Here is a 14,419-nt window from a genome sequence, read left to right as displayed (position 1 = left end):
CTCCGATAAGTCAACAGTTGTGGACTTATCGGTGTACCCCCGCTCGACAAACTTGTCAACGGTTGTTGATTTATCATCGGGTCATGACTCCCGAACACGGTCGCAAGCGCTCCGCCGAGGACGCGCGGGCGAGCATCCTCGCCGCGGCCAGGGCCCGATTCGGCCAGGCCGGGTTCGAGGGCGCGACCATCCGGGCCATCGCGGCCGACGCCGGCTACGACCCGGCGCTGGTGATGCGCTACTTCGGGTCGAAGGAACAACTCTTCGCCGTCTCGATCGACTACGACCTGGAGATCTTCGACCTCTCGGCGATGCCGCGAGAGCAGGTCGGCGAGGCGATCGTGCGCGGTTACCTGGGGCAGTGGGAGGGCCCGGACGGGGCCGACCGGCGCATCCTGCTGCGTGCCGCCGTGACCCACCCGGCGGCCAGGGCCCAGCTGGAGAAGCGCCTCACCGAGCAGGTCGTCGGTCCGCTGATCGGCGCCCTCAATCCCACCGAGAGCCACGAGCGTCACGAGCAACGGGCCGCGCTGCTCGCCACCCAGATGCTCGGGCTCGCGCTCTGTCGCTACATGTTGAAGCTCCCGAGCGTCACCGGCCTGTCGGTCGATCAGCTGGTGCGCTGGATCACCCCGACGGTTGACCGCTATCTCGTCGGGGAGTTGCCGGACGTCTGAGTCCCGACATATCCCTCTCAGGAGGGACGCTGTTCCCAGCCGCCCGGCCTACGATCGAAGGATGAACGCGCCATACAGCCGCCGCCCCTGGTTGCGCTGGGTTGCACCGGGGGCCGCGCTCGCCACGATCCTTGCCGGCTCGCAGGTCGCCGCCCACTGGCCCGCCGACGCCGCCACCAACCTGCCGCCGCGCACGGCGGCGCAGCTCCTCACCGGGCTGCAGCGTGCGAAACCGGTCGCCCTGTCGGGCACGGTCGCCGCGGAGATGTCGCTCGGCCTGCCGCAGCTTCCGGAAGGTATGGCGGGCGGTGACCCGACCGACCCGATCAGTCTGCTCAGCGGCACACATCAGGCGAAGGTCTGGTATGACGGCGCGCGGTCCTCCCGCATCGCGGTCATCGGCGACTCCGCCGAGACCGACGTGATCACCAACGACAAGGGCCTCTGGGTCTGGAAGAGCGCCGACAAGTCCGTGCTGCACCTCGATGCGCCGGCGGCGAAACCCGGACGTATGGCGCATGGTTCGCGGATGCGTCCCGGACGATCGGCGCCGGATGCCGCACAATTGCGCACGCCCGAGGGCGTCGCCGCCTGGGCGCTGAAGATGCTCGATCCGACCACCAAGGTCACGACGACCAGCAACGACCGGGTCGCCGGACGCGCGGCATACGAGCTCGTGCTGACGCCCAGGACCAACACGACGAAGATCGGTTCGATCCGACTCGCGATCGACGCGAAGCGTCATATCCCCTTGCGCGCAGAGGTTTTCGCGCGCGGCGCCGACAAGCCGGCCATCAATGTCGGCTTCAGTTCGATCAGCTTCACCAAGCCCCCGGCAAGCCGCTTCGACTTCTCCCCGCCACCCGGCTCGAAGGTCACCAACAAGCTGCCGAAGGCTGCTCACGGGGCGAGGCACACTCAGCGCTCGAGGGCGTCGGTCGCGGCACCGAAGGTCGTCGGCACCGCCTGGTCGTCGGTGCTCGTCGGGAAGATGCCGGCGAAATCGCCTGCGAACACGCCTGCGAACAGCAGGAATTCGCAGCTGCAGAGCGCGCTGAAGCTGCTGCCGAAGGTTTCCGGCAGCTGGGGCAGCGGCCACCTGCTCAACACGGCACTCTTCAGCGCGCTGATCACCGACGACGGCCGTTTCGCCGTCGGCGCCGTCCAGCCGACGACGCTGTATGCCGCCCTTGGCTGACTCCTCGCCGTACGCCGTCGAAACGCACGCTCTGGCAAAGGTTTTCGGATCCCAGCGCGCCGTCGACGGGATCGATCTGCAGGTGCCGACCGGCAGCGTCTACGGCTTCCTCGGCCCGAACGGCTCCGGCAAGACCACGACGATCAGGATGCTGCTCGGCCTGATCGCACCGACCGAGGGCGACCACCAGGTCCTCGGCCACCAGATGCCGCAGGAACTCACCACGGCATTGCATCGGGTCGGTTCACTGATCGAGGGCCCGGCCTTCCATTCGCACCTGTCCGGGCTGGCCAACCTGCGTCGCCTGGACTCCGCGGATGCGCGATCGGAGCCGTCCACCAGTGACCAGCGCATCCACGATGCACTCGATCGGGTGGGACTGAAACCTGCTGCGAACAAACGCTTCCGGGCCTACTCACTCGGCATGAAGCAGCGGCTCGCGATCGCCGCCGCACTGCTCGCGCCGCGTGATCTGCTGGTGCTGGACGAGCCGACGAACGGACTCGACCCGCAGGGCACTCGTGAGGTCCGGCACCTGGTCGCCACCCTGGCGGGCGAGGGCATCACCGTGCTCATCTCCAGTCACCTGCTCGCCGAGATCCAACAGATCTGCTCCCACATCGGCGTGATGCGCGCGGGGAAGCTGGTCGCCCAGGGGAGCATCGACGACCTGCGGTCCACCCAGACGGCACAGTTGGTCGTGCGCACACCCGACCCGGGGCGGGCCGCCCAGGTCCTCACCCGTCTCGGCGTCGGCCAGGTGCACTGCGATGGGGACCTCGTCACTGCAGACCCGGGCAACGAACCACCGGAACGCCTTTCGGGCGCACTCGCCGAAGCCGGTGTCCGTCTCCGGAGGTTCGCGATCGACCGGCCCAGCCTGGAGGATCTCTACGTCTCCCTCACCGGCGAGGGTTTCGAGGTTCGCTCATGAACCTCACCATCGGTCGCTTCTTCCGCTCGGAACTCGGCCTCATCATGGGCCGGCGCCGCAACCAGGCCGGCCTGCTGGTGCTCGCCGCCCTGCCGGTGTGCCTGGGCATCGCGGTCAAGCTGACCGAGAGCAACCCGCGCGGGAACGGCCCGCGGAGCTTCGTCGACGACATCGTCGGCAATGGCGTGTTCCTGGCGTTCGCCGCGCTGACCTTCGAGCTCACCCTGTTCTTCCCGCTGGCCATCGCGATGGTCTCGGGTGACGCGATCGCCGGGGAGGCACACGCCGGCACGCTTCGCTACCTGCTCACCGTTCCGGCCGGGCGTACCCGCGTGCTGGTCGTGAAATATCTTGGCATTGTTGCGGGTTCGTTCATCGCGGCACTCACTGTGACAGTGGTCAGCGCCCTGGTCGGCATACTCCTCTTCGGCACCGGACCGCTCACGACCCTGTCCGGAGACCAGATCCCACTCGGCACGGGACTGTGGCGGTTGCTGATCTCCACGGCATACGTCGCACTCGGGCTGTGTGCGCTGGGCGCACTCGGCCTGTTCATCTCCACGCTCACCGAGCAACCCATTGCGGCGACGGTCGCGGTGATGATCGTCACCGCGACGATGTGGGTGCTCGACGCGATCCCGCAGATCGCCTGGCTGCACCCGTGGCTGTTGGTGCACCGGTGGACGGCCTTCGCCGACCTGATGCGCAACCCACCCGATTTCAGCACCGTGCGCGCCGGGGTGCTCGTCGCACTCGGCTACATCGTGGTGTTCCTGCTCGCCGCCTGGGCCCGCTTCGACGGCAAGGACATCACCAGCTGAATCGTCTGGCTCGGCTCCTCGCGGCTCCGCTGCGGCGCTTGCTCGCAGGCTCGCGGCGCGCCGCAGCTGTGCCGGTCGTCGCCTCGTGAATCGTCTGACTCGGCTCCTCGCGGCGCGGGCGTGGACTACCGCCGGCTGCCCGCGATCGGATTGTCCAATGTGCCGGCCAGTTGCAGTGCACCGGACGGATCGGCCAAATCGACCATCTGCTGGTTGTCGCGCAGCTGCAGCCGGTTGAGACAGGAGAGCGCGAATTCCTCGGTGAACAGGTCGAATTGCTCGAACCTCGCCGCCAACTCCGGCTCCGAGCGCTGATAGTCGGTCGCCACCTCGGCCACCGTCGCCCAGAACATGCCGGGATCGAGCAGGCGCTCGTCGGCGAGGATCCCGCTCAGGTGCCGCAGGAAGCAGTCGAAGACGTCGGTGAAGATCGAGAGCAGCTGCAGGTCGTCCGGCACGTCGACGCGGATCCGCTCGACGTCTTCGGGCAGTGGGTCGGCGGACATCACCGCGATCTCCTCCGCCAGGTCCTTCAGGATGACGCGCTCGACCGCACCATCGTTCAGCACGAGGATGACGTTCTCGCCGTGCGGCATGAAGACCAGCCCGTAACGGTAGAAGCAGTGCAGCAGCGGCACGAGATAGGCATCGAGGTAGCCGCGCAACCACTGCGCCGGGGTGAGCCCGGACTGCTCGATCAGCTCACCGGCGATCGATCGGCCGTGCCGGTCGACATGCAGCAGAGCCGCCATCGTGGCCAGTTCGCGGCCCGGCTCGAGCTGGGTGACGGGACTCTCCCGCCACAGCGCGGCGAGCATCTTGCGGTAGGGGGAGTAGCGATCGGTCGCGTCCTCGAACTGTGTCGCGTGGTAGCCGATCGCTGCGCGCTCGCGGATGATGCCGACTCCGGTGCGTTTCAACGTGTCATCACCGGCGATCAGGTCGGCGAGCCAGTCGTTGATGGCCGGGGTCGCCTTCATGTATGCCGCGGAGAGACCTCGCATGAATCCCATGTTGATCACCGAGAGTGCCGTCTTCACATAGTGTTTCGTCGGATCCGTGACGTTCAGGAAGGTGCGCACCGACTGCTGCGCGCGATGGGCGTCGGTGCCCTCGCCGAGCAGCACCAGCCGTTGCTCGGCGACCTCCGCGGCGAAGGTGACCGACAGCTTGTTCCACCACTGCCAGGGGTGCACAGGGATCAGGACATAGTCGGCAGGACGAAGCCCGCGGTCCCGCAGCCGTTCATCGAAGTCATCGGCCCGCGCTCCGAGCTCGGCGTGGATGAACTCGTCATACGACGTGTCCCGGCAGCAGGTGAAGTTCGCGACATCACGTCGGGCAGCGAGCCACAGCAAGTGCACGTCCTGCGCGGACTCCGGTGCGAACGCTTGATATTCGTGTGATCCCCAGCCGACGCGACCACTGTTGGCGATGAAGCACGGATGTCCGCCGAGCATGCCGGCCTCGATGTCCTGGAACCCCGCGTCGATGAGTTCCCGACTGGTCGCCGTCGGCCCGGAGAGCTTGAACGCCACCGCGGACAGTGTCGATGCGATCTCCTCGAGGTAGACCGGCAGTATGTCATCGGACAGTCCCAGCTCGGTGCGGAAGTCGAGCACGAACTGCAACAGGTCGAGCGGGTGGTCGGCACCGGCGCGGTCGCAGCGGACCGAGCCGGCGTCGATCAGCCAATGGTCGAGTGGCAACAGCTGCGCGGCGAACCTGTAGGTGCTGTCACTGTCGCGGGACCGCAGTTCCCACGTCCCGGGGCCGAGTTCTGTTGGTGTCAGCAGTCGTTCGTGACTGAATTCGGACAGCGCCTTGGTGAGCAGGAGCCGGTTCGCCGCCGCCCAGTCGGTCGGATTGAGATGGGCACACGCCGTCTCGGCATCGGTGGGGTAGGGGTAGGTCGTCACGGGTCATTCCTTGCAGGTCGGGGCGGGTCGGAAGCCATCGCGGGTGCACGCGCTGAGCAGCGCGGTCTTGGCCGGCAGGGCGATCTCACCGAGCGGGGAGAAGCCGACCGCCGCGTTGAGCCGATGCACCGCGGTGTTGCGGACGTCGGGCTCGACGACGACGCGGCGCACGGAGTCGTCCGCGAAGATCGCGGTGAGCACGGCCGAGATGACCGACCGGGTGAACCCGTGTCGCGGTCTGGCGGTGGGTGCGACCAGGAAGTGCATGCCGGCATCACCCGGCTCGGCGTCGTGGACGCCGACGAGTTCCACGTGTGCCGGGTCGTATCGCTCCATCAGGAATGCCGGTGCGCCGTCCACGAAGCCGAGGAAGGCGTCATGATGCGGGTCGGCAGCGATGCGCCGATATTCGGTCACGACGTCCTCGAGCGAGGCGTCACCCATCATCCAGAAGGTCGCCTTCGGGTGCGTCACCCACGCATGCAGCATCGTGGCATCGAGCTCGGGATCGACCGGCCGGATGGCGAATTCGCCGTTCGCGTCGCGGTAGACGGGCCGGTGGGCGGCAGTCATGAGATCATCCCCGCGGGCGCGCCGAACTCCTGGAACGCGATGGACTTCTCGACCGGGTAGTGCTCTCGCCCGGTCAGCTCCCGCACGATGCACGAGTTGCGGTAGGCGCCCATCCCGAGGTCGGGCGAGGAGACACTGTGCACGTGCTCGCCGGCACTCTGCACGAAGACGCTGTTTCCGGCATCGTCCACCGAGTAGTTGCGGGCGATGTCGAACCGGCCTCTGCCGTCGAAGCGCAGGCGGTCGCGGATCGGCGCCAGGAAGTCCGGGATCGGGTGGTGGTAACCGGTGGCGAAGATCAGGCCCTCCGTCTCGAGGGAGAAAGCGCGGCCCTGCTCCCCGTGACGCAATCCCAAGACGTACGAACCCGATTCGACATCATGAGTAGCGTGCTCCAGCGTCGTGCCGGTGAGCAGCCGAGTCGTCGGTGCGGACAGCAGGCTCTGCGCGTAGAGCTCGTCGAAGATGTCGTTGATGAGGTCCGCGTTGATGCCCTTGGAGAGTGACTTCTGCTGCGTCGTCAACCGATAACGATCGTCCTCCGGTAGCGCGCTGAAGTAGTCGATGTAGTCGGGCGACGTCATCTCGAGGGTCAGCTTGGTGTATTCCAGCGGGAAGAACCGGGGCGATCGCGTCACCCAGTTCAGTTGGTATCCATGGGTTTCGCGTTCGCTCAGCAGGTCGGCGTAGACCTCGGCCGCGCTCTGCCCACTGCCGATCACCGTGATGCTGCGCTTGGCGTGGAGGGCACTTCGGTGGCGCAGGTAGTCGGCGTTGTGCACGGCGTCGCCCGCCAGCCCGTGCGCTGCGGGCGGTAGGTAGGGCGTGCTGCCGGTGCCGAGCACCAGCTTCCGGGCGCGGTGCTCCACGAGCTCGCCGGAGTCGGTGCGCCGCGACGTGACGACGTATGACGAATCCGTCTCGCCATACCGCACCGCCTGCACGTCGTGGCCGAAGCGGATCGATGTCAATCCGTCCGCGGCCCAACGGCAGTACTCGTTGTACTCGCGGCGCAACGGGAAGAACGACTCGCGGATGTAGAACGGATAGATCCGGCCGCGCTGTTTGAGGAAATTGAGGAAGCTGAACGGTGACGTGGGGTCCGCGAGGGTGACCAGGTCGGCCAGGAAGGGCACCTGCAGGGTGACGCCCGGCAGCATCATGCCCGGGTGCCAGTCGAACGAGGAGCCGCGCTCGAGGAAGACGCCGTCGAGATCGTCGAGCGGTTCGGTGAGGCAGGCCAGCCCGAGGTTGAACGGGCCCAGCCCGATGGCGATGAAATCGTGTGTGGTCATGACGTTCTCCGCTCCGTCAGGAAGCCAGCGACGGCTGGGCGGGCAGGTGGGCCGACGCGTACTCGGCGATGAGCCCGAGCACCTCGGCGATGTCGGCGGGCGTCGTGCGTGGATTGAGCAGCGTGAATTTCAGGAACGTGCGGCCGTCGACGGTCGTGCTGGCGATCATCGCCTCGGCGTTGGCCGCGAGTGCGGCGCGCGCTGCCAGGTTCGCCGCGTCGAGCAGTTCGGGCTCGAGCCGCTCGGCCGCGCTCGGGACGAAGCGGAAGACGACGGTGCTGAGGTCGGACGGGGCGATGGTCTCGAAATCCGGGTCTGATTGGAGCAATTCGTAAGCGGCGGAGGCGAGTTCGATGACGCGGTCGAAGAGCTCACCGACTGCATCGGCGCCCATCACGCGCAGCGTCAGCCACAACTTGAGGGCGTCGAAACGGCGGGTGGTCTGCAGGCTCTTGTCGACCTGGTTCGGGATGCCGGCGAGCGTCATACGAGCGGGATTCAGGTAGTCGGCGTGGTGCCGTCCCGGATCCATCCACTCGCCGCGACGGACGAGGATCGCGCTGGCGCTGACCGGCTGGAAGAACGACTTGTGGAAATCCACGGTCGTGGAGTGGGCGCGCTCGATGCCACGCAGCAGGTCGCGGCGCGTGGGGGAGACCAGCAGTCCTCCGCCGTATGCCGCATCGACGTGCAGCCACACGGGTTCCGGTTGCTCATGGACGATGTCCGAGATCGCGCGGAGCGGATCGATGACGCCGAAGTCGGTGGTGCCGGCCGTCGCCACGACAGCCATGGGGATCGAACCCTCAGCCCGCGCGGCGACGATCGCGGAGCGCAACTCGTGCGCGTTCATCCGCTGATGCGGATCGGTGGCGATCGTCACGACGGCATCCGGGTGCAGGCCGAGCAGCCGCGCGGCCGTGCGCACGCTGAAATGACCGTCGACAGAGGCGAATACGCGCAGTCTCGGCAACGCGTCGACGCGATCGATGCCGCATGCGGAGAGCGCATGCTCCCGGGCCAGGTAGAGCGCGTGCAGGTTGGATTGCGTTCCGCCGCTGGTGAAGATCCCGTCGGCACGGTCCGGATCGAACCCGAGACGTGAGCAGGTCCAGCCGATGAGGCGCTGCTCGATCAGGGTGCCGCCGGCACTCTGATCCCAGGTGTCCAGTGACGAATTGACAGCGCTCGCAACGGCATCCGCGGCGATTGCCGGGATCACCACCGGGCAATTCAGGTGGGCGAGGTAACGCGGGTGGTGGAAGTAGACCGCGTCGCGCAGGTAGAGGTCGTCCAGTTCGCGAAGCGCACTCGAGGTGTCGTCGAGCGGTTGGTCGAGATCGACCGCGTCGACCGTCGGCCGCAGGGCGCTGTGGTCGATTCCCGAGAACGGCGCGGCGCAGCTCGCGAGCCGCGTGGACACGGTGCCGACGGCACCGACGAGGTCGCGTTCGTAGCGTTCGGGGCTGTGTCCGTCGAGCAGAAAATCGGTCGGTTCCGGGGGCGGGGGCATCGCGTCCTCTCGTGGCTGACAAAGGCTAGGCTAACCTAACAAGAGATGCCGGTGCGGACGCAAGGTGGCGTACGCCACACTCGAATTCGACTGGGGCAGATGAAGATTGGGATATGTGCGTATGGCGGGCGTGACGGCGACACAACGCGAAGGCCCCGCGAACCATGGTTCACGGGGCCTGCGCGTCGGGATCGGTCAGTCGGTCACTTTGCGGCTGAGTCGCCACTGCGTGACCGCGGCATACACCGCGGCGAGTACGAGCAGCATGACGATCTCCAGCATGAAAACGCCGGCGGAGTGCTTCCACAACGGATCGGTCTGCGAGGCGAGGATGGAGCGCACGTCGGTCGTCGCGGCCGAGTCGGCATAACCCCAACGGGCCGGGGTCAGCCAGGAGAACTGCTCGAGTCCGAGCCGGCCGTTGACCGGGAAGAGCCCGCCGCACAGAGCCAGCTGCGCCATGATCGAGATGACCAGCGCCGGCATCGCCTGCTCGGAGGTCTTGACCACGCTGGACAGCAGCAGTCCGAGCGACGCGGCGGAGAACGCCGTCAGCCAGCAGGCGACGATGATCTCCAGCATGGGCGACCCGAGCAGGATCGCACTGTCGGGCATGGGCTTTCGGATGCTGACGAGCCCCACCATCAGGATCGACTGCAGCAGGGTCAGCACGCCGAAGATCGTCAGCTTGCCGGCCAGGTAGGCCAGTGGCGAGAGCCCGACGGCCTTCTCGCGCTGATAGATCGCGCGTTCGCCGACCAACTCGCGGATCGTCGCGGCGGTGCCCATGAACACGGCGCCGATGATCAGGAAGACCAGCAGCTGCAACGGCTCGGTGGTGTGGAACTTCACCTGGTCGGGCCCGCGCCCCAGCGGTGGCTGCTGTTTGAGGCCGTAGCTGCCCGGCACCAGCATGGCCACCAGGGCCAGCGCGATCGGCAGCACCAGCATGAAGACGGAGTAGCCGCGGTCGGCGAGTATGACGCGCACGTGGCGCCGGGCCAGCGTCGACAGCTGGGACGGGATGCTCTGCTGCCGCGGCGGCTTCTCCAGCGGCGGCGGCTCCCGGCGTGGGGCGCTCAGCGGGCCCTCGACCTGCTCGTCCTCCAGCGGTGACTCCTTGAACCGCCGCTGTGCGCCGTTCGGGTCGGCGACGACCGAGGTGAACACGTCGGCGAAGTCGACCGCGCCGAAGAAGGACAACAACTCGTTCGGCGGGCCGAAGTAGGCGACCTTGCCGCCCGGCGCCAGCAGCAGCACCTTGTCGCACACATTGAGGTTGGCGACGCTGTGCGTGATGACACCGACGGTGCGGCCACCGTCGGCCAGCTGTCGCAACGTCTGCATGACCTGCTTGTCCAGGCCCGGGTCGAGGCCCGAGGTGGGCTCGTCGAGGAACAGCAGCGACGGCTGGGTCAGCAGCTCCAGCGCGACCGAGGTGCGCTTGCGCTGGCCACCGGACAGCTTGTCGACGCGGGTGTGCGCATGCTCGGTGAGGCCGAGCTCGGCCATCACCTCGTCGACCCGCTTGTCCCGCAGCTCCGCGGGCAGGTCGTCCGGGAAGCGCAGCTCCGCGGCGAAACGCAGGGCCTGCTGGACGGTCAGCTGGCGGTGGACCACGTCGTCCTGCGGGACGACGCCGATGCGGTGCCGCAGGTCCTGGAAGTTCTGGTAGAGGTCTCGTCCGTCGTAGTAGACCTCGCCCTCGGTCGCCGGCTGTGAGCCGATGAGCGCCTTGAGCATGGTCGACTTGCCCGCTCCCGACGGGCCGATGATCGCCAGCAGGCTCGAGCCCTCCAGGGCGAAGGACACGTCGTCCAGCAGTTTCTTGCCGTCCGGCAGCGTGAAGCTGAGGTGATTGGCGACGAAGTTGACGTCACCTTCGTCGACGCTTGCGACGAGCTGACCGTGGCGGACGGTGAAGCGGGAGTGGCCGACGGCCAGCAGGTCGCCCTCGCCGAGATGGGCGCCGGTGATGCGTTGACCGTTGACGTAGGTGCCGTTGCGGCTGCCGAGGTCCTGCACGTCATACCCGCCGCGGGACGGGACCAGGCGAGCGTGCTGGCGGGAGGCGAGCAGGTCGTCGACGACGATCTGGTTCTCCAGGCCGCGCCCGATCGTGATCGCGCCACCGTGGCCGCCGGACGGGCCGGGGTCCACCGGCATGACCTGGGGCACCGAGCCGGTGACGGTCGCATGACCGGACCGGTTGACCGGTGCTCGCTGTTCCAACGGGCCGCTCGGCAGGGAATAGCGGTCGAAGACGACGCCGGTGTTGCTGGGCGCCGAGGGGAGCGCGACCCGCTGCTTCTTCGCCCGGGTCGGCAACGGCTGACTGGCTGCCCGCGAGTGCGCCGGCAGCGATACGCCGGCGGCGGGCGCGGCTGCCGCCTGGCGTTGCTCGGTGCGGACGGCCGATGCCTGCGGGGTGCGCACGGCAGCGCCGGCCGGTGCCGCCTCGAAGCGCACCTCCGGTCCGGCGGCTCCGCCGATCCGCAACGTGCTGCCCGGGCCGACCGGCATCGGCGCGGTGATCTTCGTGCCGTCCAGGAAGGTGCCGTTGGAACTGCCGAGATCGTTGACGGTGAGTTGCGTGCCCCGCAGGGCGAGTTCGGCGTGGCGACGCGACGCGAGCGCGTCCGTGATCACCAGATCGGAGTCGAGGCCGCGGCCGATGACGAGGGTCCGCCCGGACTCCAGCGAGACGGTGCGACCCTCGCAGCTGACCTTGACGGCGAAGTTGGTAGCGATGGCTGCTGCCCCCATGTGTGTCGATGCGGCGCAGCGTCGCTGCGACCCTTACCCGCGCACCCGACGTTCAGCTCGACCTCGGGTGCCTCTCCCAAATTTGACTGCACCCTATCGAGAACGGACTGCTCAGACGTTCAACAGCCACCCGTCACGTACCTCGAAGGTCGCCGCGCCGATCCCGATGCGGTCGCCCTCCGACAAGTGCGTGCGTTCGACGCGACGTCCATTGACATAGGTTCCGTTGCGGCTGCCCAGATCTTCCAGGATGAGACCGTCGGCGTCCGCGGTGATGCGCACGTGGTGCCGCGAGACGAGCATGTCGTCGAGCACGATGGAGTTCTCACGGCCGCGGCCGATGGTCAGCGCCTCCGGCTCCGGCTCCTGTTCGGCCACCGGGTCCTGTATGGCGGGGGTCGTGACCGTCGCCGCCTCGTTGAACGAGGTGTCCTGGTGCTGCGCCGGCGCGTCATACGACGGCCACTGCTGCTCGTGCTGCGGCGCCTGCTGGTGGTGCTGCGGCGGTGCCTGGTAGTCGGCGACCGGCGGCTGGTACTGCTCGGCCGGCGGCTGGTAGTGCTCGGCGACCGGTGCGGGCGAGGCCTGGAACGGCTGGGGCGCGGCCTGCTGCGCCTCCTGCGAGGACTGCCAGTGGTCGGCGACCTCCTGCGCGGTCTGCGCGGAGCCACCGGATACCCAGGGCTGGTCGTGACCGGCAGGGGGAGCGAACTGCTGGGGTTCGGGAGCGGGCGGCGCCGGCGGCGCGAAGGCGGCGGGGCCGCGCCAGGGAGCCTGATCTGCTTGTGGCGGTGCGGAGTTCCAGTCGATCCGAGTCGGCTGCGGGGGCTCCTGCTGCTGCCAGTTCCACTGCTGCGCGCCGCCCTGGGGCGCACCCCACTGCTGGTCCTGGCCGTATGGCGGGGGCTGTGGCGCACCGTGCGCGGTGCCCGCGTCATACCCCTGACCGGGCTGTTGCGGGTTCGGCGATTGACCCCATTGCTGCTGGTGGTCCGGCTGCGAGGGGTCGTACGGGTTGCTCATCGAAAGCCTCCGTTGGATCTGGCACGCACTGCTGACGGTGTGATGGTGGCCACGTGACCAGCGCACACAGTGCCCAAGCCTAACCCGCGACGGATGCCGGCCCGCCGCCTTCGACTAACCTGTGAGGCGCGAGCCAGCCACACAACCCGTCGTAGTTTTCGTCGACAAGAGGCAGGTGCCGATGACCGAGTCCAACCCTGGGTCCGCCCCGGAGTCCACCGCAGTGTCCACCGCAGAGTCCACCCGAGTGTCCACGCCCGCCCCTCAGGAACACCCGCTTCCGGCGCACGGGCACCTGCCCACCGACCGGCACCGGGTGGTGATCATCGGCTCGGGATTCGGAGGCCTGTTCGCAGCGCGCAAGTTCGCCGGCGAGGACGTCGACGTCACGCTGATCTCGGCCACGGCCTACCACCTGTTCCAGCCGCTGCTCTACCAGGTGGCGACCGGGATCCTGTCCGAGGGCCTGATCGCGCCAACCACCCGCGAGGTCCTCGCGAAGCAGAAGAACGTCGAGGTGGCGTTCGGCAAGGTCACGGACATCGACCTCGAGGCACAGACCGTCACGGCCAAGGCTCTCACCGTCCGGACGAGCTACGACTACGACTCGCTCATCGTGGCGGCCGGGTCGGGGCAGTCCTACTTCGGCAACGACCACTTCGCCGAATACGCACCGGGTATGAAGAGCATCGACGACGCCCTGGAGCTGCGAGCGCGCATCTTCGGTGCCTTCGAGATGGCCGAGCTGGCCGCAGCTTCCGGACGCGACGAGGACCTCGACCGGCTGATGACGTTCGTCGTCGTCGGTGCCGGACCCACCGGTGTCGAGATGGCCGGTCAGATCGCCGAGTTGTCCCGTCGCACCCTGCCGCACGACTTCCGGCACATCGCGGCGGAGAAGGCGCACGTCATCCTGCTGGACGGTGCCGACAAGGTGCTGGGCAGCTTCGGCTCCCGGCTGGGCAAGAAGGCCAAGAAGCGCCTGAACGAAATGGGTGTCGACGTCCGGCTCAATGCGATGGTCACCGACGTCGACGGGTCCGGCATCGAATACCGCAGTCCCTCAGGCGAAACCGAGCGCATTCCGGCACTGACCAAGGTCTGGGCCGCCGGTGTGCAGGCCAACAGCCTGGGCAAGACGCTCAGCGATCAGACCGGCGCCGAACTCGACCGGGCCGGCCGTATCTCGGTCAACCCGGACCTGACGCTGCCCGGCCATCCCGAGGTGTTCGTCGTCGGCGACATGATCTCGCTGGACAACCTGCCGGGTGTCGCCCAGGTCGCCATACAAGGTGGGAAGTTCGCGGCGAAGCAGATCGTGCATCGACTCAAGGACGAGCCGACCGACGCGAAGTTCCACTACTTCGACAAGGGGTCGATGGCGACCATCTCGCGGTTCAGCGCGGTGGCCAGCGTCGGCAAGCTGCGTATGTCGGGCTTCCTCGCCTGGTTGATGTGGCTGGCCGTGCACCTGTGGTACATCATCGGATTCAAGAGCCAGGTCGGCACGTTCTTCCACTGGGCCGTGTCGTTCCTCGGCCGCTCGCGCGGCGAGCGGACGGCGACCGAGCAGCAGATCTTCGCGCGCGGCGCATTGCAGCAGCTCGGCGACCAGTTCGACCCGAAGCTGCGGCTGGGTGCGGGACGTCCGATGCCGGAGCGCTCGCCCAAGACCGAGGACACCGCGTCCTGACCTGAGG

11 protein-coding genes are annotated in these 14,419 nt (G+C 67.8%); 5 read left to right on the top strand and 6 right to left on the bottom strand.

Annotation, left to right across the window (positions count from 1 at the left end; translation table 11 throughout):
- Positions 1-83: 83 nt before the first annotated feature.
- The 4 genes from VG502_RS03610 to VG502_RS03595 all read left to right on the top strand — a co-directional run bounded on the left by VG502_RS03610 (position 84) and on the right by VG502_RS03595 (position 3,630).
- Positions 84-677: a TetR/AcrR family transcriptional regulator gene (locus VG502_RS03610; protein ID WP_325548658.1), complete on the top strand. Its 594-nt coding sequence runs from the start codon at positions 84-86 to the stop codon at positions 675-677.
- Between the two features lie 61 nt (positions 678-738).
- Positions 739-1,875: a LolA family protein gene (locus VG502_RS03605; RefSeq protein WP_325548657.1), complete on the top strand. Its 1,137-nt coding sequence runs from the start codon at positions 739-741 to the stop codon at positions 1,873-1,875.
- A complete protein-coding gene (locus VG502_RS03600; RefSeq protein WP_325548656.1) occupies positions 1,859-2,809 on the top strand; it encodes an ABC transporter ATP-binding protein in 951 nt (316 codons plus the stop codon). The genes VG502_RS03605 and VG502_RS03600 overlap by 17 nt, the downstream gene beginning before the upstream one ends.
- Positions 2,806-3,630 (top strand): ABC transporter permease, encoded by an 825-nt coding sequence (locus VG502_RS03595; protein WP_325548655.1) that lies wholly within the window; start codon positions 2,806-2,808, stop codon positions 3,628-3,630. The genes VG502_RS03600 and VG502_RS03595 overlap by 4 nt, the downstream gene beginning before the upstream one ends.
- A 125-nt stretch (positions 3,631-3,755) precedes the next feature.
- On the opposite strand, the gene VG502_RS03590 is transcribed toward VG502_RS03595, so the two are convergent.
- From VG502_RS03590 to VG502_RS03565, 6 genes are all read right to left on the bottom strand, one after another.
- The gene (locus tag VG502_RS03590; protein WP_325548654.1) at positions 3,756-5,549 is read right to left on the bottom strand and encodes an IucA/IucC family protein; all 1,794 of its coding nucleotides are present in this window, start codon (positions 5,547-5,549) and stop codon (positions 3,756-3,758) included.
- A 3-nt stretch (positions 5,550-5,552) separates the two neighbouring features.
- A complete protein-coding gene (locus tag VG502_RS03585) occupies positions 5,553-6,122 on the bottom strand; it encodes a GNAT family N-acetyltransferase (protein WP_325548653.1) in 570 nt (189 codons plus the stop codon).
- Positions 6,119-7,417 carry a lysine N(6)-hydroxylase/L-ornithine N(5)-oxygenase family protein gene (locus VG502_RS03580; protein WP_325548652.1) on the bottom strand — a complete coding sequence of 433 codons (1,299 nt, stop codon included), beginning with the start codon at positions 7,415-7,417 and terminating at the stop codon, positions 6,119-6,121. The genes VG502_RS03585 and VG502_RS03580 overlap by 4 nt, the downstream gene beginning before the upstream one ends.
- Before the next feature lie 16 nt (positions 7,418-7,433).
- Positions 7,434-8,930, bottom strand: coding sequence for a pyridoxal phosphate-dependent decarboxylase family protein (locus VG502_RS03575; protein WP_325548651.1), 1,497 nt, complete (start codon positions 8,928-8,930; stop codon positions 7,434-7,436).
- A gap of 195 nt (positions 8,931-9,125) precedes the next feature.
- Positions 9,126-11,696, bottom strand: a complete 2,571-nt coding sequence (locus VG502_RS03570) for an FHA domain-containing protein (protein ID WP_325548650.1) — start codon at positions 11,694-11,696, stop codon at positions 9,126-9,128.
- Positions 11,697-11,807: 111 nt separating this feature from the next.
- Positions 11,808-12,719: an FHA domain-containing protein gene (locus VG502_RS03565; RefSeq protein ID WP_325548649.1), complete on the bottom strand. Its 912-nt coding sequence runs from the start codon at positions 12,717-12,719 to the stop codon at positions 11,808-11,810.
- Positions 12,720-12,900: 181 nt separating this feature from the next.
- On the opposite strand from VG502_RS03565, the gene VG502_RS03560 reads away from it, so the two are divergent.
- Positions 12,901-14,412 carry an NAD(P)/FAD-dependent oxidoreductase gene (locus VG502_RS03560; protein WP_325548648.1) on the top strand — a complete coding sequence of 504 codons (1,512 nt, stop codon included), beginning with the start codon at positions 12,901-12,903 and terminating at the stop codon, positions 14,410-14,412.
- The last annotated feature ends 7 nt before the right edge of the window (positions 14,413-14,419 follow it).

This window comes from Flexivirga sp. (assembly GCF_035551235.1).
Taxonomy (GTDB): Bacteria; Actinomycetota; Actinomycetes; order Actinomycetales; family Dermatophilaceae; genus Flexivirga.
This window is presented reverse-complemented; position numbering and strand designations above follow the sequence as displayed.